Here is a 20,671-nt window from a genome sequence, read left to right as displayed (position 1 = left end):
TCCATGACGACATTTCGCTCCTCCACCGGCACGCGCTTCTCGCTGCCGCTTTCCGACGGCAGCCTGTCGGGCCTGCGCTGGGGCGCGGACAAGAGCCCGCCCGATCTCCTGTTCCTGCACGCCACCGGGTTCAACGCGCAGACCTATGCGCCGCTGCTCGATCCCTTGAGCGACCGCTACGCGATCATGGCGCTCGACCAGCGCGGCCATGGCTTCTCCGACCTGCCGACGGATCCGCAGGGGATCGTCGACTGGATGCCCTATGCGCGTGACCTGATGGCGGTGCTCGATCAACTGGTGCCCGCGGGCGGCAAGCCGCTGGTGGTCGCGGGGCATTCGATGGGCGCGATCGTGTCGCTGCTCGCCGCGGTCGCCCGGCCGCGTGCGGTGCGCGGACTGGTCCTGCTCGATCCGGTCATGATGAGCCCGCTCCTGAGGCTCGCGACCTACACGCCGTGGGGACGGGCGAAGTTCAAGAATTTCAGTCTTGCCGTCGGCGCGGCCAAGCGCCGGGCGGTGTTCGGCTCGAAGCAGGAGGCGGTCGACACCTATCGGACCCGCAAGGCCTTCATGAGCTGGCAGCCCGGCTTTCTCGAGGCCTATGTCGATGGCGGCTTCGTCGCCGATGCCGAAGGCGTCCATCTCGCCTGCGCGCCGATCTGGGAATCGGCGACCTTTTCGTCGCACCGGCACAATTCCTGGGGGGCGTTGAAACGCACCCGGATGCCGGTGCACCTGATGGCGGCGGCCCATGGATCGACGGTGACGGGTGGGGTCGAGAAGGTTCGCCGGGCCGCGCCCCAGGTCGCGACCGAGGTGGTTGCCGGTACGTCCCATTTCTTCCCGATGGAACGGCCCGACCATGTCCGCGCCGCGCTGGAGGCGATGCTCGCGAAGACGTGAAGCCGTCATGACGCAATGTGACCGGCCAGGTCAGCCTGCCGAAAGCCAAGTTCTGCTATGAAAATGCCGGCCTTGCATTAGGGCTTGTCATATCTCGGCGGACGGTCGGCGGAATGCCCGGTACGAGTTCATTTGCAACCTGGTTCTGGCGCGGCGCCGCTTCGGCGACGGCGGGAACGGTTGCCCGTGACCCGCGCATCGATGTGTTCCGCGGCCTGGCGCTGCTCATCATCTTTGTCGACCATGTCGCCGGCAACTGGCTGACGCGCGTCACGCCTTCGGCCATGGGGCTGTCGGATGCCGCCGAATATTTCGTCCTGCTCGCCGGTTATTCGGCGGCGGTCGCTTATGGCACTGTTATCGACGAGCGCGGGCTTCTGACCGGCTCAGCCCAGGTGGTGGCGCGTATCTGGCGGCTATACACCGCCCATCTCGGGCTGTTCGTCTTCATGGCGGTGGCGGTGGCGCTGATGGCCGTGAAGGTCGGCAACCCGCTCTATTACGAACATGTGGCGATCCTGCCGTTCTTCCAGGATCCGGCCAATTCCATCCTGGCGATGGTGGTGCTGCTGTTCCTGCCCAATTATCTCGACATCCTGCCGCTCTATATCGTCCTGCTGGCCATGCTGCCGGCGCTGTGGATTCTGGCGCGCATCGCGCCGGTGCTGGCGGTGCTGGCGTCGGCGGCGCTCTACGTCGCCGCCTGGATGCTGGAACTGGCTCTTCCCAACCTGTCGACCGGCGGCGTCTGGTTTTTCAATCCGTTCGCCTGGCAGCTGATTTTCACCATCGGGCTGGTTGCCGGTCACGCGGCGCTGCACGGGGTCGGCCTGTCGCGCTCACGCCTGATCCTGGCTGCCGCGGTGGCCATGGTGGTTGCCGGCTTCGTCAATGCGGCGCCCTGGGCCTGGATCCCCGGCCTGGAGAGCCTGACGCTGCCGGATCTCTGGCGGCTCGACCCGGACAAGACCAATCTGTCGCCCTGGCGGCTCGCCCATGCCCTGGCGCTGGCCTATCTGATCGCGCGTTTCGTGCCGGTCGATGCGCGCTGGATGCGGGGCCGGATCGGCAGGCTGCTCGACGATTGCGGGCGTCATTCGTTGCCGCTGTTCTGCCTGGGGGTGATCCTGTCGCTGCTCGGCACCTTCGTCTTCTTCGAGGTCGGGCGGGGCCTCGACATGCAAATCGCGGTGAATCTGGCGGGATTAGGGCTTTTGCTCGCATCCGGTCGTGTGCTTCAATGGTATAAGGCAGCAGCAGCCAGGACGCCGGCCACCCGGTCGGCGGTGCTGAACGAGGTCAGGCTTCATTGATTCGTGCCACGGCCAAGACATTGCTCACGGCGGCCCTGCTCGCCGGGCTCTCGGTTGCGCCTGCCGGCGCGGCCGGGGGCGACATGGCGGCCGGGCGCAGCCGTTGCGCGGTCAGCGGTGAATTGCGCGCCTTCACCCAGGATCTGCCGCATGCACGCGCAGCACTGCGCGAAGGCCGGACGCTGACCATCGTGACGCTCGGCTCGTCGTCGACGCAGGGCGTCGGCGCCTCCTCGGCGGAAACCAGCTATCCAGCCGTGCTGCAGGCCGAGCTGGCGCGGCTTCTGCCGGGCCATGACATCAAGGTCGTCAACCAGGGTGTCGGCGGCAATTCGGCGCTGCAGATGTTCCACCGGATGGACGATGACGTGCTCGAGGAAAGCCCGGCGCTGGTGATCTGGCAGACCGGCGTCAATGACGCGATCCACGATATCGGCATCGAACGTTTCAAGCGGATCCTGCGCAAAGGCATCGTCAAGCTGCGCGAGGCGGACACCGACCTGGTGTTCATGGACCAGCAGCCGGTTCCCCGCGTCGAACGCTACCCGCTCTATCAGGATTATCTTATGGCCTTGCGTGAGGTCGCCGCCGAGACGCGCACGCCGGTCTATCGGCGTTTCGACGTGATGGCGCAGTTGCTGCGCGAGGGACGGCTGAGGGACGACGAGATCTTCTCGGCGGATGCGCTGCACATGGTCGATGGCGGCTATTTCTGCGTCGGCGTCACGCTGGCCCGCACGATCGCCGAGAAATTGTCGCCGCGCGCGGCCGAAGCGATCAGGTAAGGCCCGTCCGGCCTCGCCCGGAATTCGGCAGGGCAGGGGCTCCGGCAAGCGAGAGCACGGTCCGATGCTGGCCAAACGGGCGCGACGCGGCACCGGCCGAGCGTTCATGCATCCCGGACCTGTGGCCAAGCTGCTGCTCTCGGCTTCCCATGGCGGGAAAAGCCGTCTATAGGGGCGCCTTAATCACGCGACCCGACTTGGATACGGGTGTGCGGTTGCGGGAGGCTGGCTCGATCACCGGAGTCCGGCCTCTTTTTTTGCGCCGCGCGTCCTCGTCCGCGAGCGAGCCTTAACAGGGCCGGAGAACCATGCCGAAAAGAACCGACATCTCCTCGATCCTGATCATCGGCGCGGGCCCGATCGTCATCGGCCAGGCTTGCGAGTTCGACTATTCGGGCACCCAGGCGGTGAAGGCGCTCAAGGAAGAGGGCTATCGGATCGTCCTGGTCAATTCCAATCCCGCCACGATCATGACCGATCCCGACCTGGCGGATGCGACCTATATCGAGCCGATCACGCCCGAAGTGGTGGCGAAGATCATCGAGAAGGAGCGCTACGCGATCCCCGGCGGTTTCGCGCTGTTGCCGACCATGGGCGGGCAAACCGCGCTGAACACCGCGCTGAAACTCGAAGAAATGGGCGTCCTGGCGAAATTCGACGTCGAAATGATCGGCGCCAAGGCCGACGCCATCGACAAGGCCGAGAATCGCGAGCGGTTCCGCCAGGCCATGGCCAAGATCGGGCTTGCCACGCCCAAGAGCCATGTCGTGCAGACGCTCGGCCATGCCCTTGATGTGCTCGACGACATCGGCCTGCCGACCATCATCCGGCCGTCCTTCACGCTCGGCGGCACTGGCGGCGGCATCGCCTATAACAAGGCCGAATTCATCGAGATCTGCGAGCGCGGGCTCGATGCCTCGCCGACCAACGAAATCCTCGTCGAGGAATCGGTGCTCGGCTGGAAGGAATTCGAGATGGAGGTCGTGCGCGACACGGCCGACAACGCGATCATCATCTGCTCGATCGAAAATCTCGATCCGATGGGCGTCCATACCGGCGATTCGATCACCATTGCGCCGGCGCTGACGCTGACCGACAAAGAATACCAGATGATGCGCGACGCCTCGATCGCCGTATTGCGCGAGATCGGCGTCGAGACCGGCGGCTCGAATGTCCAGTTCGCGGTCAATCCGGAGGATGGCCGGCTGGTCGTCATCGAGATGAACCCGCGCGTGTCGCGCTCCTCGGCGCTCGCCTCCAAGGCGACCGGCTTCCCGATCGCCAAGGTCGCGGCCAAGCTTGCCGTCGGCTACACGCTCGACGAGGTCAGGAACGACATTACCGGCGGCGCGACGCCGGCCTCGTTCGAACCGACCATCGACTATATCGTCACCAAGGTGCCGCGCTTCGCCTTCGAGAAATTCCCGGGCGCCGATCCGGTGCTGACCACCTCGATGAAATCGGTCGGCGAGGTCATGGCGATCGGCCGCACTTTCCAGGAATCGCTGCAGAAAGCCATGCGCGGCCTGGAAACCGGCCTGACCGGCCTCGACGAGATCGAAATCGAAGGGCTCGGCAAGGGCGACGACAAGAACGCCATTCGCGCCGCGCTCGGCACGCCGACGCCGGACCGGCTCCTGAAGGTGGTGCAGGCCATGCGGCTCGGCATCTCCAACGAGGAGATCCACTCCTATTGCCGCATCGATCCCTGGTTCCTGGCGCAGATCCGCGGCATCGTCGACAAGGAAGCGGAAATCCGCGCCAAGGGCCTGCCGGTCACCGCAGGCGCCTTCCGCAGCCTGAAGGCCATGGGCTTTTCCGATGCGCGGCTGGCCTTGCTGACCCACAAGACCGAGGCCGAGGTGTCCAAGGCGCGCCGGGCGCTCGACGTCAGGCCGGCCTACAAGCGCATCGACACCTGCGCGGCCGAATTCGCGTCGCCGACCGCCTATATGTATTCGACCTATGAGACGCCGTTCGCCGGCAAGGTCGCCGACGAGGCGCGGCCGACCGACCGGACCAAGGTGGTCATCCTGGGCGGCGGGCCGAACCGCATCGGCCAGGGCATCGAATTCGACTATTGCTGCTGCCATGCCTGTTTCGCGCTCGCCGATGCGGGCTACGAAACCATCATGATCAACTGCAACCCGGAGACGGTGTCGACCGACTACGACACGTCCGACCGGCTCTATTTCGAATCGCTGACGGCGGAAGACGTCATTGAGATCCTCGAGCGCGAGAAGACCAATGGCACGCTGAAAGGCGTGATCGTGCAGTTCGGCGGCCAGACGCCGCTGAAGCTCGCCCGTGCGCTGGAGGAGGCCCGGATTCCGATCCTCGGCACCTCGCCCGATGCCATCGACCTTGCCGAGGACCGTGACCGGTTCAAGCGACTGCTCGACAAGCTCGGCCTCAAGCAGCCGAAAAACGGCATTGCCTATTCGGTCGAGCAGGCCCGGCTGATCGCCGCCGAGCTCGATTTCCCGCTGGTGGTCCGGCCGTCCTACGTGCTGGGCGGCCGCGCCATGCAGATCATCCACGAAGACAGCCAGCTCGGCGACTATCTGCTCGGCACGCTGCCCGAGCTGGTGCCGGCCGACGTCAAGGCGCGCTATCCGAACGACAAGACCGGTCAGATCAACACGGTGCTGGGCAAGAACCCGCTGTTGTTCGACCGTTACCTGTCGGATGCGATCGAGGTCGATGTCGACTGCCTGGCCGACGGCAAGACCACCTATGTCGCCGGCATCATGGAGCATATCGAGGAGGCCGGCATTCATTCCGGCGATTCGGCCTGCTCGCTGCCGCCCTACTCGCTGTCGGCCGAAACCATTGCCGAGCTCGAGCGCCAGACCAAGGCGCTGGCCATCGCGCTCGACGTCGGTGGCCTGATGAACGTGCAATTCGCGATCAAGGACGGCGACCTCTACGTGCTCGAGGTCAATCCGCGCGCCTCGCGCACCGTGCCCTTCGTCGCCAAGGTGATCGGCGAGCCGATCGCCAAGATCGCCTCGCGGGTCATGGCCGGCGAAAGCCTGGCCTCGTTCGGGCTCGAGCCGAAGGCGCTCAAGCACATGGGCGTCAAGGAGGCGGTGTTCCCCTTTGCCCGCTTCCCCGGGGTCGACGTGCTGCTCAGCCCGGAAATGAAATCGACCGGCGAGGTCATGGGCCTCGACCGGACCTTCCCGATCGCCTTCGCCAAGAGCCAGCTGGGCGCCGGCACCAAGGTGCCGACCGGCGGCACGGTGTTCGTGTCGGTGCGCGATCAGGACAAGCCGCGCATCCTGGACGCGATTCGTTCACTGCATGATCTCGGTTTCAAGATCATCGCCACCTCGGGCAACCAGCGCTTCTTCGCCGAGCAGGGCGTGCCCTCGACCAAGATCAACAAGGTCCTGGAAGGCCGGCCGCATATCGTCGATGCGATCAAGAATGGCGGCGTGCAACTGGTGTTCAATACCACCGAAGGTGCACAGGCGCTGGCCGACTCGCGCTCGTTGCGGCGCGCAGCCCTCTTGCAGAAGGTGCCTTACTACACCACTCTGGCGGGAGCGATCGCGGCCGCGCAGGGCATCAAGGCCTTTCTCGAGGGCGACCTCGAGGTGCACGCGCTGCAAAGCTATTTCGACCGTGCCTGACGCAGTCGGGTTATAGTCGAAAAACAGACGTTCGCGTCACACATGGAAGGCTTGCGCGGCCGGCGTCCTCGGCCCGCGGCCCCTTATTCGTCATTGAAAGGTCAGGGCGGACATCATGGACAAGATCCCGATGACCATCGGCGGCTTCGCCAAGCTCGAAGCTGAATTGAAGCAGCGCCAGCAGATCGAGCGTCCGCGCATCATCGCGGCGATCTCGGAGGCGCGCGCGCATGGCGACCTCTCGGAAAACGCCGAATATCACTCGGCCAAGGAGCAGCAGTCGCATAATGAGGGCCGGATCGTCGAACTGGAAGCGACGATTACCCGCGCCGACGTCATCGACGTAACGAAACTCTCCGGCGAGACCGTGAAATTCGGCGCCACCGTCAAGCTCATCGACGAGGATACCGAAGAGGAGAAGGTCTGGCAGATCGTCGGCGACAGCGAAGCCGATGCCAAGGCCGGGCGTATCTCGATCTCGTCGCCACTGGCGCGCGCGCTGATCGGCAAGAAAGCCGGCGTCAGCGTCGAAGTGACGACGCCGAAAGGCGCCAAGAGCTATGAGGTCGTCGAGGTCAGGTGGGGCTGACCCGCCGGGTCCAGGCCGCCGATCGCGTTCATCGTCTTGAAGTGCCGCCCGTTTGATGGCCTGTTGCAGGGTTTGTTTCATGGCCTCTCGGCCCCCGGGGGGCGAATGACCAACGGGATCGATACCATGCCGGTTTCCGTCTTCTTTCGCGCCGCGGCCATTGCCGCGGCGCTGGCGCTTTCGGTCGCGGCCGCCACACCCGGCCTGGCGCAAGGGGCGACCACGATCTCGCGTGGCACGCCGGATACCGGCAGCGACGACCTGCAGGCGTCGATCGCCAAGTCCAATGCCTATACGGCGCTGATGAACCGCACGCTGAGGGCGATCCAGTCCTGGGAGCGCTATCGCAGCTGGGTCGACATGAGCCGCGGACCGACCGGCCGCGAGCGCTACATGTCCTATGGCCTCTACAGCCTCTACGACGTGGCGGGGGAAATCACCCGTGCCCAGGAAGCGACGGGGCGCGAGCCGGCTTTTCCGGAGCTCGACCAGACGGTCAGGCGCTATATCGAAGCCTATCAGGCGCTGGCGCCGCTGATCAGCCGCGCCGAGCGCTATTACGAGCGCAAGGACTATCGCGACGACAACCTGGCCGAGGGCCGCGACCTGCACACGCGCATGGTGCCGGCGGCCGCAGCTTTCCTGCGCGAACGAGCCCTGCTCGACACGCAGATGCGGACGTTCAAGAGTGACCTCGACATCCGCGAACTGGCGGCGATCGAAAAGCGCGAGGGCCGGTCGGCGCGCTGGCAGGTGCGCAACATCATGATCAGCGCGCGGGCGGTGATGGATGTCATGCCGAGCAATGACCAGCCGATCGTCGACCTCAAGGCTTTCGACGCGGTGGTCAGCCGCTACGCCGGCGCGGTGCGCGAGATGGATCGCTTCAAGGAAGGCAATCCGGCGGGCGTGCCGATGATCGAAAGCCAGGCGAGCTCATGGCTCGGCAAGCTCAGGGACTTCCGCGACAAGCTGGCGCGGTCACGCGGCGACGTCCGCCGCGGCGCCGCCAATGACGCCAATTCGCTGGTCACCTCCTACAACATGATGGTGACCATGGCGGATACCGCAATGCGCCTGGCGCGTTAAGCACCCGCCGGCCTCCAACAAAAAGCCCGGCACCGTGATGGCGGCCGGGCTTCTGGCAGGGTTGTCGCATGGCGGTCGGCGCGGGCGCCTGCCGTCCGGTCAGCCGCCGAGCAGCTGCTTCACCGCAGGCGAGGCCTTGCCGAAATCCATGCGGCCGGCGAAGCGGCTCTTCAGTTCGCCCATGACCTTGCCCATGTCCTTGATGCCGCTGGCGCCGATCTCGGCGATGACATCAGATATCGCCGCCGTGGTCTCGGCATCGTCCATCTGCTGCGGCATGAAGCCGGCGATGACGGCGATCTCGTCATTTTCCTGCTGCGCCAGCTCGGCCCGGCCGCCTTCGGCATAAAGCCTGGCGCTTTCCTGGCGCTGCTTGATCATCTTCTGCAGCAACTGAAGGATCTCGTCGTCGCCGAGCGGCTCCTTGCCGAGCCCGCGGGCCTCGATGTCCTTGTCCTTCAGAGCGGCCTGGATCAGGCGGATGGTTGACAGGCGAAGCTTCTCGCCGGCCTTCATCGCCACCTTGAGGTCGTTCATGAACTGGTCGCGCAGCATGGCGGTCTCCGGTCAGGGGAGGCGATCGGCGGCAGGCTGCCGGAACGGCTCTCCCATGAGGCCTAAGCCTCTGAATTTTCTTTCAGAAATTTCCCCGCGACAGGGCGGCAATGTCCCGGCGAAGGGTTGACGAAGGGATCGTCCGACCTTAACTGTCTCGGCAGATCCCGCGCCGGGCGAGCCCCGGCGCTTGCGCGCGGTCGGTGCCCGTTTCGCGGGGCTTTCGGGCCTTCGTCCAGCGCGCTTGCAACGAGCCTGATAGACGAACCATGACCGACACTCAAGATCGCGCCGCCAAAGCGGCCACGACCACGACCACGGCCGGCTGGACCGAGCCCAAGGTGACGGCGCTGCTGGTGCTGGCCGACGGCACGGTGATCGAAGGCTTCGGCCTGGGCGCCGAGGGCGATGCCGCCGGCGAGGTGTGTTTCAACACCGCCATGACCGGTTACGAGGAAATCCTCACCGACCCGTCTTATGCCGGGCAGATCATCACCTTCACCTTTCCGCATATCGGCAATGTCGGCACCAACGAGGAGGATATCGAGACGGTCAACATGGCCGCCGCCTCGGGGGTGCGCGGGGTCGTGCTGAAGGCTCAGATCACCGATCCGTCCAACTACCGGGCCACCGCCAATCTCGACCAGTGGTTGAAGCGGCGCGGCATCGTCGGCCTGTCCGGCATCGATACCCGGGCGCTGACCGCGCTGATTCGCGACAAGGGCATGCCCAATGCGGTCATCGCCCATTCGCCGACCGGCACATTCGATATCGAAGCGTTGAAGCAGAAGGCGGCGGCGCTGCATTCCATGGACGGTCTCGACCTGGTTCCCGGCGTCACCTCGAGCCAGCGTTATCCCTGGTCGGAGACGGTCTGGGTCTGGAATGAGGGTTATGGTGCGGCCGGCGGCGCGCGCCACCATGTGGTCGCCCTCGATTATGGCGTGAAGCGCAATATTCTCAGGCTGCTGGCCAATGCCGGCTGCAAGGTGACCGTGGTGCCGGCGACCGCCAGCGCCGAGGACGTGCTGGCGCTGAAACCCGACGGGGTGTTCCTGTCGAACGGCCCCGGCGATCCGGCGGCGACCGGAACCTATGCCGTGCCGGTCATCCAGGCGGTGCTCGAGCGCAAGATCCCGACCTTCGGCATTTGCCTCGGTCACCAGATGCTTGGCCTCGCCGTCGGGGCCAAGACACTGAAGATGCATCAGGGCCATCACGGCGCGAACCACCCGGTCAAGGACCTCGACACCGGCAAGGTCGAGATCACCTCGATGAACCACGGCTTCGCCGTCGACGAGGCGACGCTGCCCGGCAATGCCCGCTCGACCCATGTCAGCCTGTTCGACGGCTCCAATGCCGGCATCACGCTGACCGACCGGCCGGCCTTCTCGGTGCAATATCACCCGGAGGCGAGCCCCGGCCCGATGGACAGCCACTACCTGTTCGACCGCTTCATCGCGCTCATGGACGAGGCCAAAAAAGCCTGAGGCCAGGGCCCGGAAAACGCCCCTCAGCGACGGGGCGCGGACCTGAGTTATCCACTGTATCCACAGGCTGACGTGCCAGGTGAGGTGTGCGAGGCGGCCGCCAAAATCGGTCCCCTGGCACTGCGCGCGCGAACAAATACTCTTTTGATGACAATGATTTGCTGTCAAGACTCAGGTGCTTTGAGCGCCGGTGTGACGACGCGCCCGGATTGACCGCCGACCGGTGCGCGGCAAATCCTCGCCGGTACAACCCAAGATGCCCGCGGGCGTGGTCAATTCGGCGGTCTGCGCGGTGCTCCGCCGGGTGCCCGAAGGTCAAGGCCATGGGCCCATTGGCGGGTCCACGGCGAGGCGAGCCCAACAGGGCTCGCGAGCCGGGCTTGGTCAGAGCCGTGCGATCTGGACCCGGCCGACGCCACGCTGGATCAGGCCGATGTGGCGGGCGGCGCCGCGCGAGACATCGACAATGCGGCCGCGCACGAAAGGACCGCGATCGATCACGGTGACCACGGCCGAGCGGCCATTGGACAGGTTGGTCACCCGGATCTTGGTGCCGCAGGGCAGGTTGCGATGGGCCGCGGTCATGGCTTCGGGATTGTGGCGAGGTCCGCAGGCGGTCCGGCCGGGCAGTTGATACCAAGACGCCAGGCCGGTGTTGCGGGCTTCGGAGGCTTTGGCGGATGCGATGGGAGCCAATGCAAAAAAAGCGGTGCCGAGCACCGCCATGCGCTTGAATAGTGCCATCGGTATGGAGCTCTCGTCTCGCGCGGGGAGCCTAAACGCCGATCCCGCGGATGGGTTCCGGCGGCACGAAAAAATACAGCCGTGCCGCCAACGACCAGAGCGCTCGTAGAAGTCAAATGAGACGAGAATGAGGTTGGCGCTAGTTACCCAGCGTCAACTGGCCGATGCTTTCAAGCCCAGAGCCTTTCGCGCTGGCGATCCTTGTAGAGGCTGGCGACATATTCGCCATAGCCGTTGAAGATCTGGGTCGGCACTCGCCGGCCGCCGGTGCCGATCAGCTCCTCGGTCGCCTGGCTCCAGCGCGGATGAGCCACCGCCGGGTTCACATTGGCCCAGAAGCCATATTCGCTGGCCTGCATCTTTTCCCAGAACGACACCGGTCGTTCGGCCGTGAAGCTGATCCGGACGATCGATTTCACCGACTTGAAACCGTATTTCCAGGGCACGATGAGGCGCAGCGGCGCACCGTGCTGGCGCGGCACCGGCTTGCCGTAAATGCCGGTCACCAGGATCGCCAGGTCATTGGCAGCCTCGTCGATGGTCAGCGCCTCGACATAGGGCCAGGTGAACCAGACGGCCTTCTGGCCGGGCGCCACCTTCGGATCCTCGAAGGTCTCCATCCGCATGAACTTGGCGGACCCTTGCGGCTGCACCATGTCGAGCAGCGCCTTGATCGGGAAGCCGGTCCACGGCACGGTCATGCCCCAGGCCTCGACGCAGCGGAAACGGTAGAGCCGCTCCTCGAGCGGCATGCGCCGGATCAGCGCGTCGATGTCGATGGTCTGCGGCTTTTCCACCAGACCGTCGATCTTCACCGTCCAGGGCCGGATCGGCAGCGCCTGGGCAGCGCGGGCGACCTGTTTCGAGGTGCCGAATTCGTAGAAGTTATTGTAGTTCGCGGCGATCTCCGGCGCCGTCAGGTCGCGCTCGACCGTATAGGTCGTATTGCGCCTGGCCGGATAGAGATCGGCGGTCGGATCAGCCACATCGGCGGCGCGCTGGGCGCTGGCCGGCCCGCTCAAACCGACCGCGGCGAGCCCTGCCGCGGCGCCGATCAGGCTGCGGCGATCGAGGAAAAGGCTTTCAGGGGTCGCCGCGCTCTCCGGCAATTCCCAGCCGCGCTTCGATTTGATGAGCATGGAGGTCTTCCTTCGCCTGCGGTCAAGCCTTATAGAAGCTGACGTTGATGGACAAATCACACTGCGGCGAGAGCCGTCCCGCCGCTGGAGGCATCATGCTTGCGCCGACCCTCATTCCCCTCATCGGATTGGCCGCGGCAATCGTTACGACGGTCTGCTGGATTCCGCAGGCCTGGCGGATCATCCGCACACGCGACACGCGGGCAATCTCGCTGCCGGCCTATGCCGGCTTCGCCGCGGGGATCGCGCTCTGGCTGACTTATGGACTGTCGCTCGGCGACCTGCCGCTGATCCTGGCCAATTCGGTGACGCTTGGCCTGCAATTGACCATTGTCGGCCTGAAGCTGCGCTACGGCTGAGCCGCGCGGCTCAGGCGGCTGCGTCAATCGCGCCGGCAGCCTTCGCGATATTTTCGCTGGCCTGTCGAAAAGAGCCGCTATCTTGTAGCGGCCCTTGCGGCTCGGCACCGCTTGCGGCTGAGATTTCCTCGGCATTTTCAGGGGCAGGCATGACATCGGCTTTCGCCAGCGGCATTCCGGCGCTCGATCGCTACCTCAGCGACGGCTTCGACCAGGTGCGCGGCATGTCCTCGCGCTTCTCGGCGACCATCTGCGGGCACATCCTGCGCCGGCAGACCGAAATGGGGATCCGCGGTGGGGTCGCCGAGATCGGCACATTCGAGGGGCGGTTCTTCATTGCCATGGCGCTGGCCCTGTCGGCGGGCGAACATGCCTATGGCTTCGACCTGTTTTCCTGGCCTGACGACAAGGTGCTGGACCGGCTCATGGCAAGTGCCGAACAGCACGGCCTGACGGCCGAGCGTTTCACCCCGCGCCCCTTCGATACCGGCAAATTGAGCCCGGAGGACTTTGCCGGCCTGACCGGCGGGCGTCCCCTGCGCTTCATCCATATCGACGGGGATCATTCGCCTGAAGCCTTGACCCACGATCTGACGCTGGCGCATGCGAGCCTGCACCCGCAAGGCCTGATCTGCCTCGACGACATGCTGCACCCGGGCTACCCGTTCCTGGTGGTCGCGGTGCACGACTATCTGACGCGCCATCAGGACATGCGGCTGATGTGCGTGATCGACCGCGAAGACATTGTCGCGGCCCCGAAATTCCTGATCTGCCGCACCGACGCGGTGCGCCTCTACGAGAATGACCTGATGACCAGCTTTTCGGCCCAGCATTTCATTCTCGGCGGCGACGCCATGGGGCATCACTGCGTCGTGCTGACACCCAACCCGCGCATTGCCGAGGTCTGACCGGCGCCGGCTTTCTCAGCGCCCTCGCGGCCTGATGGTGACGAGCTGTCCTTCGGCTGAATCGGTCAGTGCCCAGAGCGCGCCGTCCGGTCCCTCCAGGACATCGCGGAAGCGCTGGCCGAAGTCGGTCAGGTAGCGCCGCTGCGCGATCACGCGTTCACCATCCAGGACGACGCGCACCAGCATCTGGCCGGCCAAGGCGCCGGAGATGATATTGCCGCGCCAGGCCTGAAACAGGTCGCCGGTGTAAAAGGTCAGACCGGACGGCGCGATCGATGGCGTCCAATGGACGAGCGGCTGTTCCAGACCCTCGGCGGCGGTTGCCCCGCCATTGACCGGGCGGCCGTCGTAGTGGGTGCCGTAGGAGATCAGCGGCCAGCCATAGTTGCGGCCGGCCCGGACGACGTAGAGACCGTCGCCGCCGCGCGGGCCGTGATTGCTGATCCAGAGCTCGCCGGTCTGCGGATGCAGGGCTGCGCCTTGGACATTGCGGTGGCCGATCGACCAGATCGCGGCGTTCCAGCCCGGGCGGTTCGCCCCGGGATTGCCGGCCGCCGGCGCGCCGTCGGTGGTGATCCGGACGATCTTGCCAATGGCATTGGCCGGGTTCTGGCTCTCGTTCGGCAGTTGGAAACGTTCGCCCAGGGTGACGAACAGCGCGCCGGACCGGTCGAAGACCAGCCTGGAGCCGAAATGCAGGCGGCCGGCGAAGGCCGGTTCCTGGCGATAGATGACCCGACCGGCCTCCAGTCCGGTGCCGGCGAGATTGAGCCGGCCGCGATAGACCGCCGTGGCATTGGTGTCGCCCGAGCGCCGCTCGGCGAAACTCAGATAGACCAGCCGGTTCTCGGCGAAACGTGGATCGAGCGCGATGCCGAGCAGGCCGCCCTGGCCAACGGCCGCGACGGCGGGCACGCCGGCAAGGGCCGGCAGCACGCGCCCGTCACGCTCGATCAGCCGCAGGCGGCCTGGACGCTCGGTGACCAGCATGCGGCCATCGGGCAGGAAGGCGAGCCCCCAGGGGTGTTCCAGCCCGCGGGCAACGACTTTGACGTCGAGCGCATAGTCGGCCTCGCTGGCGGCGGTCTGCGCGATGGCCGGACCGCCGATCAGCGCCAGGCTCAAGGCAAGGACGGCAGCACGCACGGCAATCTCCCGGCGAAAGACCTGTTGGGATCCTCGGATCCTAACATGAAACCCGCGGGACGGCGGTCCGCGCGGGTTTCGGGACGGCGTCGAGATAGCGCGGGCAGGTCAGACCGGAACGATCGGATCCTTGTCCTGGCCGCCGCCGCTGACGCCCTTGCGCAGCATATGCACGAGCAGCCCGGAAAAGCCGAGAATGGCGATCAGCACCGTGCCGGACATGACCAGGGTTTCCGGATCGGCGCCGTCCTCGAAGGTCGAGGGGTCGACCAGTTCGGACGACAGGAAGAAGGCGGCAACCGCCAGTGCGACCAACAGGGCAATGACCACGCCAGCCGAAATGATGGTCGGCACGCGCGGATGCGCCTGCGGGAAGCCGCGGCGGCCGGGTCTTCGGAGGAGGGGATGCGAAGTACGAGGCATGAAGCGGTCTCCGTCGATCCGGAAATGCAGGCTCGCACGCAACAGGCCAACTTCGCGGCGCGAACGGCGCGCCACCCGGGTCCCATTGAGTTCGATCCTGACGCGGGCACTGTCATGCCAGAATGGGGCCAGGGCTTCGCTCAACAATGACGGCGCGGCGATAATTGCAGGCAAAAATGCGGCATGCTGTCACGACTGCGTGAAATCTTGCGCCGGAATCGTTTCAGAAGCATGAACCCGGCCTTAACCTTGATGGATCGACAATGGAATTCCGACACCTTTCAGTACTGCCTGAGGTCTGGAATGTCCCGTTTCGTGCTTTTCCTGATCGCTGCGGCCGCGGTGGTCTGTGCCCAATATGTCGACCGCGGCACGGCCCATCTGGCAGGCACGGAGAGCTTCGCGCAGCGTGATGGCGGTCCTAGCGCGGATGACGCCATCCTGACCGGCAGCACGCGGCGCCAGCCGGCGCGCTGACCGCGCTGGTTTGCCCCGTTTCAACTGACCGCGGCATTTTCGCTGCAGCGCGAGATTGAACCCTTGCGTCGGCGTTCCGGCGGCGCGAGCATCAGTCCCACGAGAGGTCCCACCAACAAGACCCTCCGTTTGTCCCGTCACTTCCGGGTCGACCTTCTTGCCCGGGCCCCGTTCGACGAGGGAAATGCCATGGGTGAAGCAGGCGGCAGAAGAGTGGCGGGTCCCCGGTGCATCGCGCTGGTGGGCCCGTTCCAGAGCGGCAAGACCACGCTGCTCGAGGCGATCCTGGAGCGCACCGGCGCCCTTCAGCGCATGGGGTCGGTGGAGACCGGGACAACCGTCGCCGATGCGAGCGCGGAAGCTCGCCAGTTCAAGATGAGCATCGAGGGCGGCATCGCCACGACCGGCTTCATGGGCGACAGCTACACCTTCGTCGATTGTCCAGGCTCCGTCGATTTCCTGCACGAGATGCGCAATATCGTGCCCGCGGTCGATGCGGCGGTGGTCGTCTGCGAGGCGGACGAAAAGAAGGTTCCGGCGCTCGGCGTGATCCTGCGCGAGCTCGAGGATCGCGGCATTCCGCGCATCCTGTTCATCAACAAGATCGACAAGGCGGACAAGCGTATCCGCGAGACGCTGACGACACTTCGGCCGGCGTCGCGCGTGCCACTGCTGCTGCGCCAGATCCCGATCTGGTCGAATGGCATCGTTTCCGGTTTCGTCGATCTGGCGCTCGAACGCGCCTTCGTCTACCGCGAGCACGCCGCCTCGATGGTCGTGCCGCTCGATGGCGACGACCTGACGCGCAACCGCGATGCCCGCTTTACCATGCTGGAGACGCTGGCCGATCACGACGACGAGCTGATGGAGGCGCTGCTCAGCGACCTCGAACCGCCACGCGACAAGGTGTTCGACGATCTCGGCAAGGAATTGCGCGACGGACTGGTCTGTCCCGTGCTGTTCGGCTCGGCGACCCGGACCAATGGCGTGCTGCGCCTGTTGAAGACGCTGCGCCATGATGTGCCCTCGGTCGAAGAGGCGGCAGGCCGGCTCGGCGTCAAGCCGAACGAGACCGTGGCGCATGTCATGAAGACCATCCACACCGCCCATGGCGGCAAGCTGTCGGTGTCGCGCATCCTCGCCGGTGCCGTCGCCGATGGCGCCATGCTCACCGGCTCGTCAGGCCATACCGAGCGAACCTCGGGCCTGTTCAAGATGTTCGGCCCGGGCCTCGAGAAGGTCGCCGAGGCCAGGGCCGGCGACACGGTCGCCTTCGGCAAGCTCGATCATGTGGCGACCGGCGATGCCGTGACCACGGCCAAGACGCCGCATCCGCGGCTTGCCGAAACCGCGCCACCGCAGCCGGTGCTGTCGGCGGCGCTGTCGGCCAAGGACCGCAAGGACGACGTCAAGCTGGGGCTGACGCTGGCCAAGCTGGTCGACGAGGACCCCTCGCTGTCGGTCGCCCATGTCGGCGAGACCTCGGAGATGGTGCTTGCCGGCCAAGGCGAAATGCATCTGAGGGTGGCGGTCGCCAAGCTCGCCAACCGCTACGGCATCACCGTCAACCAGGCCAAGCCCGGCGTCGGCTATCGCGAGACCATCAAGAAGAGCGCCACGGGCATACGCGGGCGCCATCGCAAACAGTCCGGCGGTCACGGCCAGTTCGGCGACGTGGTGATCGATGTCCGGCCGCTCGGGCGTGGCGAAGGCTTCGTCTTCTCCGACAAGATCACCGGCGGCGTCGTGCCGAAACAATATATTCCGGCCGTGAAGGACGGCATCGAGGACACGATCAGGAAAGGGCCGCTTGGCTTTCCGGTCGTCGACATCGGCGTGACCTTGACCGACGGCAGCTATCACACGGTCGATTCATCCGACATGGCGTTTCAGCAAGCCGGGCGAATCGCCATCCAGGAGGCGCTGCCGGCCTGCCATGCCGTGCTGCTCGAACCGATCCACCGGGTCGAGGTCGTTGTGCCGTCGGAGGCGACCGCCAAGATCAACGCGATCGTGTCGGGCCGGCGCGGCCAGATTCTCGGCTTCGACAGCCGTGACGGGTGGCCCGGCTGGGACGTGGTGGCGGCGCTGATGCCCGAATCGGAAATCGGCGACCTGATCGTCGAGATCCGTTCGGTCACCGCCGGCGTCGGCACTTTCACGTCGCGTTTCGATCACCTCGCCGAGCTGACCGGGCGCGAGGCCGACAAGATCGTGCAGGCGCGCGCCGCGGCCTGATGTCGCCGGTGGTCTTTTGCGAACAAAAAAAAGCCGAGCTAAAAAGCCCGGCTTTATGAGTTTCGGCCGCTGACGCTAAGCATCTTGCGGCCGCCTTCCAGAGGGGAACGCCGACGGTGACATGGGAGCACAGGGAGGAAGTGTTCCGTAACACCGTCGACGCACCAAACATGGCGCGTTCGTGTGCAGCGCACAACAGAAGAGGGTGCATGGCAGGACCTCGGATGCCGCACGTCTCGGCATGACGCCTAAAAAACGGGCTATTTAGGACACTTTTCACGATCGGTGCCGGCCGGCTCGATTCGGAAGATCAGACACCTGTGCACTGCGGTCCGGCTCGTGTGGATAATCGTGACGGAGCGATTGCGGAAACATGACGAATCCAAGATCGCTTGGCGGGTCAGTAGGCAGCGCCTTCATCCTGCGTTAGGGTCTGGTCAAGGATCGATTCGGGTAAACGAATCAAACGGTTGACGGCGGTGACGCCGGCCTTCCCAAACAGATCCTTCTGTCCAGTTGCGTCCGTCGCGTCTGTCCGACAACCGAGCGAACCGCACGGGGGCGGAATGTCCTTGATCGACTTTGAGACCACCGGTCGCCAGGTCAACCCTGTCGATCTCGTGGAAAACCTGGCGGCCTTGAACGATTGGTCGTTCGACCGCTCCGCCGATGACGAGATCACGCTTTCCGTGACAGGGCGTTGGGGCGATTACCATGCCTCCTTCACCTGGATGGATGATATCGAATCGCTGCATCTGGCATGCGCCTTCGATCTCAAGGTGCCGGACCGGCGCCGTGGCGAGGTCAAGGAGCTGATCCAGCTGGCCAACGAGCAGCTTTGGCTCGGCCATTTCGACCTCTGGCCGCAGGAGGGCGTGGTGATGTTCCGCCACGGCCTGTTGCTTGCCGGCGGGGCGGAAGCCTCCGGGCGGCAATGCGAGGCCCAGCTGGACGCGGCGATCGAGGCCTGCGACCGCTACTACCAGGCTTTCCAGTTCGTCGTCTGGGCCGGCAAGAGCGCGCGCGAGGCCATGGACTCGGCCCTGTTCGAGACTGTCGGCGAAGCGTGACAGGGCGACCCGCGGCAGGTATCGGTCTTGACGAGATCGTGCCACCGAGGTCGCCATGACGAATCCGCCCCGTTCCGAGCTCTCGCCCGAGCCCAAGTCCTCGCCGGAGGCTTTGCCCTTGCATGCCTTCAACGGCCACCTGGTTCTGGTGGGGGCCGGTCAGATGGGCGGCGCCCTGCTGGCCGGCTGGCTGAAGCTCGGGCTGGCGCCTCAGCGGGTTACGGTCATCGATCCGAAGCCGCCCGCGGCGATACGCGCGGTCATCGATGCGCACGGCATAGCGCTCGATCCGCCGAAGCCGGCGCTGGCCGATGTGCTGGTGCTGGCGATCAAGCCGCAGATGGCCGACGAGGTGATGCCGCTGGTGAAACATCTGGTGGGCCGGACCACGGTGGTGGTGTCGGTCATGGCCGGCAAGACCATCGCCCGGATGGAACAGGTTTTCGGGCAGGACGCGGCCGTCGTGCGCACCATTCCGAATACGCCGGCGGCGGTCGGGCGCGGCATTACCGGAGCGGCGGCGAACCGCCATGTCAACGAAGCCCAGCGGGTGCTGGTCGATAATCTCCTCAGCGCGGTCGGCCGGGTCGAATGGCTCGAGCGCGAGGATTGGATCGACGTGGTCACCGCGGTCTCGGGCTCGGGGCCGGCCTATGTCTTCCTGCTGGCCGAGACGCTGGCGCGGGCAGGGGCGGCGGCTGGACTGCCGGAAGACCTGGCGGCCAGGTTGGCCCGCGCCACCGTCGAGGGGGCGGGCGAACTGCTCTACCGCTCGCCGGCGGTGGAGCCGGCGGTGCTGCGCCAGAACGTCACATCGCCGAACGGCACGACCCACGCCGCGCTGCAGGTGCTGATGGCAGCCGACGGCATCGGCCCGGTCTTCGAGGCGGCCGTCGCTGCTGCGACGAAACGCTCGCGGGAACTGGCGGGCTGACACAGCGCACCTATCTCAGAGTCTCGTTGATCCAAGGTTCCGTCGCAAGATCCCGCTGGGTCCCCAAGATCGCTCCGATCCCAAAGACCTCGCCGACCCCGAGAGACTGGAGGACAGCATGGCCAAGGCTTCCAAACCCACCTCGCCCCAGGCGCCGCGCGATGCCATCGTCGCGGCCTATATGGCGCTGCTCGCCGAGAAGGCGCCGCACGACATCGGGCTTGCCGAGATCGCCGAGAAAGCCGGCGTGTCGCTGGCGGTTCTGCGCGGTGAATTCGGCTCCAAGTTCGACATTCTGGCAGCCTTCGTGAAGACCGTGGACACAACGGTGCTCGAAGGCATCGATCAAGACCTCGCCGAACAGCCGACCAAGGAAAAGCTGTTCGACATTCTGATGCGCCGGCTCGACGTGCTGGCGCCCCACAAGGCGGCGATCGGCAATCTGGCGCGCGCCGCCCGGCGCGACGGCGGGATCGCCATGGGCATGAACCGGCTGGCGCTGCGTTCGCATCAGTGGATGCTGGCCGCGGCCGGAGTCGAGACCGGCGGGCCGGGCGGTGCGTTGCGCGCGCAAGGCATGGCGGTGATGTTCGCGCGGGTCATGCGGGTCTGGCTCGACGATGACGACCCGGCGCTGGCCAAGACCATGAAGGCTTTGGACGAAGGGCTTACAAGAGCTGGCCGGGCGGCACGCGCGCTCGACGATGTCGAGCGGATCGCCGCGCCGTTCAAGTCGTTGTTCTGCGCGCCGCGCTCGTTCTGTTCGCGCCGGCGGTCGGACGACCGCGAACAGGGGCGGGAGCCGCGGCCGGGCAGCTGGCGCGGCGACGATTTCCGCGATCCCAACGTCACCCCGGTCTGAACGGACAGA

At 65.7% G+C, this 20,671-nt stretch carries 19 protein-coding genes; 14 read left to right on the top strand and 5 right to left on the bottom strand.

The features are described from left to right. Positions 1-3 precede the first annotated feature (3 nt). From E8M01_RS05395 to E8M01_RS05370, 6 genes are all read left to right on the top strand, one after another. Positions 4-903, top strand: a complete 900-nt coding sequence (locus E8M01_RS05395) for an alpha/beta fold hydrolase (protein ID WP_136959182.1) — start codon at positions 4-6, stop codon at positions 901-903. Between the two features lie 113 nt (positions 904-1,016). Then, on the top strand, positions 1,017-2,216 hold the full coding sequence (locus E8M01_RS05390; protein ID WP_136959181.1) for an OpgC family protein: 1,200 nt from the start codon (positions 1,017-1,019) through the stop codon (positions 2,214-2,216). Then, entirely contained in the window at positions 2,213-3,001 is a 789-nt protein-coding gene (locus tag E8M01_RS05385) for an SGNH/GDSL hydrolase family protein (protein WP_136959180.1), read from the top strand. Before E8M01_RS05390 ends, E8M01_RS05385 begins: the two co-directional genes overlap by 4 nt. Before the next feature lie 308 nt (positions 3,002-3,309). After that, positions 3,310-6,639: a carbamoyl-phosphate synthase large subunit gene (gene carB / locus E8M01_RS05380; protein ID WP_136959179.1), complete on the top strand. Its 3,330-nt coding sequence runs from the start codon at positions 3,310-3,312 to the stop codon at positions 6,637-6,639. A 112-nt stretch (positions 6,640-6,751) separates the two neighbouring features. Then, positions 6,752-7,228: a transcription elongation factor GreA gene (gene greA / locus E8M01_RS05375; protein ID WP_136959178.1), complete on the top strand. Its 477-nt coding sequence runs from the start codon at positions 6,752-6,754 to the stop codon at positions 7,226-7,228. A gap of 126 nt (positions 7,229-7,354) precedes the next feature. Beyond that, a complete protein-coding gene (locus E8M01_RS05370; protein WP_136959177.1) occupies positions 7,355-8,317 on the top strand; it encodes a YiiG family protein in 963 nt (320 codons plus the stop codon). A 99-nt stretch (positions 8,318-8,416) separates the two neighbouring features. On the opposite strand, the gene E8M01_RS05365 is transcribed toward E8M01_RS05370, so the two are convergent. Further along, positions 8,417-8,872, bottom strand: a complete 456-nt coding sequence (locus E8M01_RS05365) for a GatB/YqeY domain-containing protein (RefSeq protein WP_136959176.1) — start codon at positions 8,870-8,872, stop codon at positions 8,417-8,419. Between the two features lie 269 nt (positions 8,873-9,141). Between E8M01_RS05365 and carA the strand changes: the two genes are divergently transcribed. Further along, positions 9,142-10,362 (top strand): glutamine-hydrolyzing carbamoyl-phosphate synthase small subunit, encoded by a 1,221-nt coding sequence (carA, locus tag E8M01_RS05360; RefSeq protein WP_136959175.1) that lies wholly within the window; start codon positions 9,142-9,144, stop codon positions 10,360-10,362. Positions 10,363-10,746: 384 nt separating this feature from the next. Here the strand turns inward: carA and E8M01_RS05355 are convergent, their stop codons facing one another. Together E8M01_RS05355 and msrP are read right to left on the bottom strand one after the other, a co-directional pair. Next, the gene (locus E8M01_RS05355) at positions 10,747-11,106 is read right to left on the bottom strand and encodes a septal ring lytic transglycosylase RlpA family protein (RefSeq protein ID WP_136959174.1); all 360 of its coding nucleotides are present in this window, start codon (positions 11,104-11,106) and stop codon (positions 10,747-10,749) included. A 170-nt stretch (positions 11,107-11,276) separates the two neighbouring features. Next, entirely contained in the window at positions 11,277-12,245 is a 969-nt protein-coding gene (gene msrP / locus E8M01_RS05350; RefSeq protein ID WP_136959173.1) for a protein-methionine-sulfoxide reductase catalytic subunit MsrP, read from the bottom strand. 95 nt (positions 12,246-12,340) lie between these two features. On the opposite strand from msrP, the gene E8M01_RS05345 reads away from it, so the two are divergent. Both E8M01_RS05345 and E8M01_RS05340 read left to right on the top strand, forming a co-directional pair. Beyond that, positions 12,341-12,604: a SemiSWEET family sugar transporter gene (locus E8M01_RS05345; protein WP_136959172.1), complete on the top strand. Its 264-nt coding sequence runs from the start codon at positions 12,341-12,343 to the stop codon at positions 12,602-12,604. 149 nt (positions 12,605-12,753) lie between these two features. Next, entirely contained in the window at positions 12,754-13,512 is a 759-nt protein-coding gene (locus E8M01_RS05340; RefSeq protein WP_136959171.1) for a class I SAM-dependent methyltransferase, read from the top strand. A gap of 15 nt (positions 13,513-13,527) precedes the next feature. Here E8M01_RS05340 and E8M01_RS05335 read toward each other — a convergent pair whose 3' ends face one another. Continuing rightward, positions 13,528-14,658: a PQQ-dependent sugar dehydrogenase gene (locus E8M01_RS05335; RefSeq protein ID WP_136959170.1), complete on the bottom strand. Its 1,131-nt coding sequence runs from the start codon at positions 14,656-14,658 to the stop codon at positions 13,528-13,530. A gap of 108 nt (positions 14,659-14,766) precedes the next feature. After that, the gene (locus tag E8M01_RS05330; protein ID WP_136959169.1) at positions 14,767-15,081 is read right to left on the bottom strand and encodes a hypothetical protein; all 315 of its coding nucleotides are present in this window, start codon (positions 15,079-15,081) and stop codon (positions 14,767-14,769) included. A 303-nt stretch (positions 15,082-15,384) separates the two neighbouring features. On the opposite strand from E8M01_RS05330, the gene E8M01_RS34975 reads away from it, so the two are divergent. From E8M01_RS34975 to E8M01_RS05310, 5 genes are all read left to right on the top strand, one after another. Then, entirely contained in the window at positions 15,385-15,558 is a 174-nt protein-coding gene (locus E8M01_RS34975; RefSeq protein WP_170181796.1) for a hypothetical protein, read from the top strand. A gap of 189 nt (positions 15,559-15,747) precedes the next feature. Further along, positions 15,748-17,796 (top strand): elongation factor G, encoded by a 2,049-nt coding sequence (locus E8M01_RS05325; RefSeq protein ID WP_136959168.1) that lies wholly within the window; start codon positions 15,748-15,750, stop codon positions 17,794-17,796. A 566-nt stretch (positions 17,797-18,362) separates the two neighbouring features. Next, positions 18,363-18,866: a type III secretion system chaperone family protein gene (locus E8M01_RS05320; RefSeq protein WP_136959167.1), complete on the top strand. Its 504-nt coding sequence runs from the start codon at positions 18,363-18,365 to the stop codon at positions 18,864-18,866. 55 nt (positions 18,867-18,921) lie between these two features. After that, positions 18,922-19,800, top strand: coding sequence for a pyrroline-5-carboxylate reductase (gene proC, locus E8M01_RS05315; RefSeq protein WP_136959166.1), 879 nt, complete (start codon positions 18,922-18,924; stop codon positions 19,798-19,800). A 118-nt stretch (positions 19,801-19,918) separates the two neighbouring features. After that, a complete protein-coding gene (locus E8M01_RS05310; RefSeq protein ID WP_136959165.1) occupies positions 19,919-20,662 on the top strand; it encodes a TetR/AcrR family transcriptional regulator in 744 nt (247 codons plus the stop codon). Positions 20,663-20,671: the final 9 nt, after the last annotated feature.

The organism is Phreatobacter stygius (genome assembly GCF_005144885.1).
GTDB lineage: Bacteria > Pseudomonadota > Alphaproteobacteria > Rhizobiales > Phreatobacteraceae > Phreatobacter > Phreatobacter stygius.
This window is presented reverse-complemented; position numbering and strand designations above follow the sequence as displayed.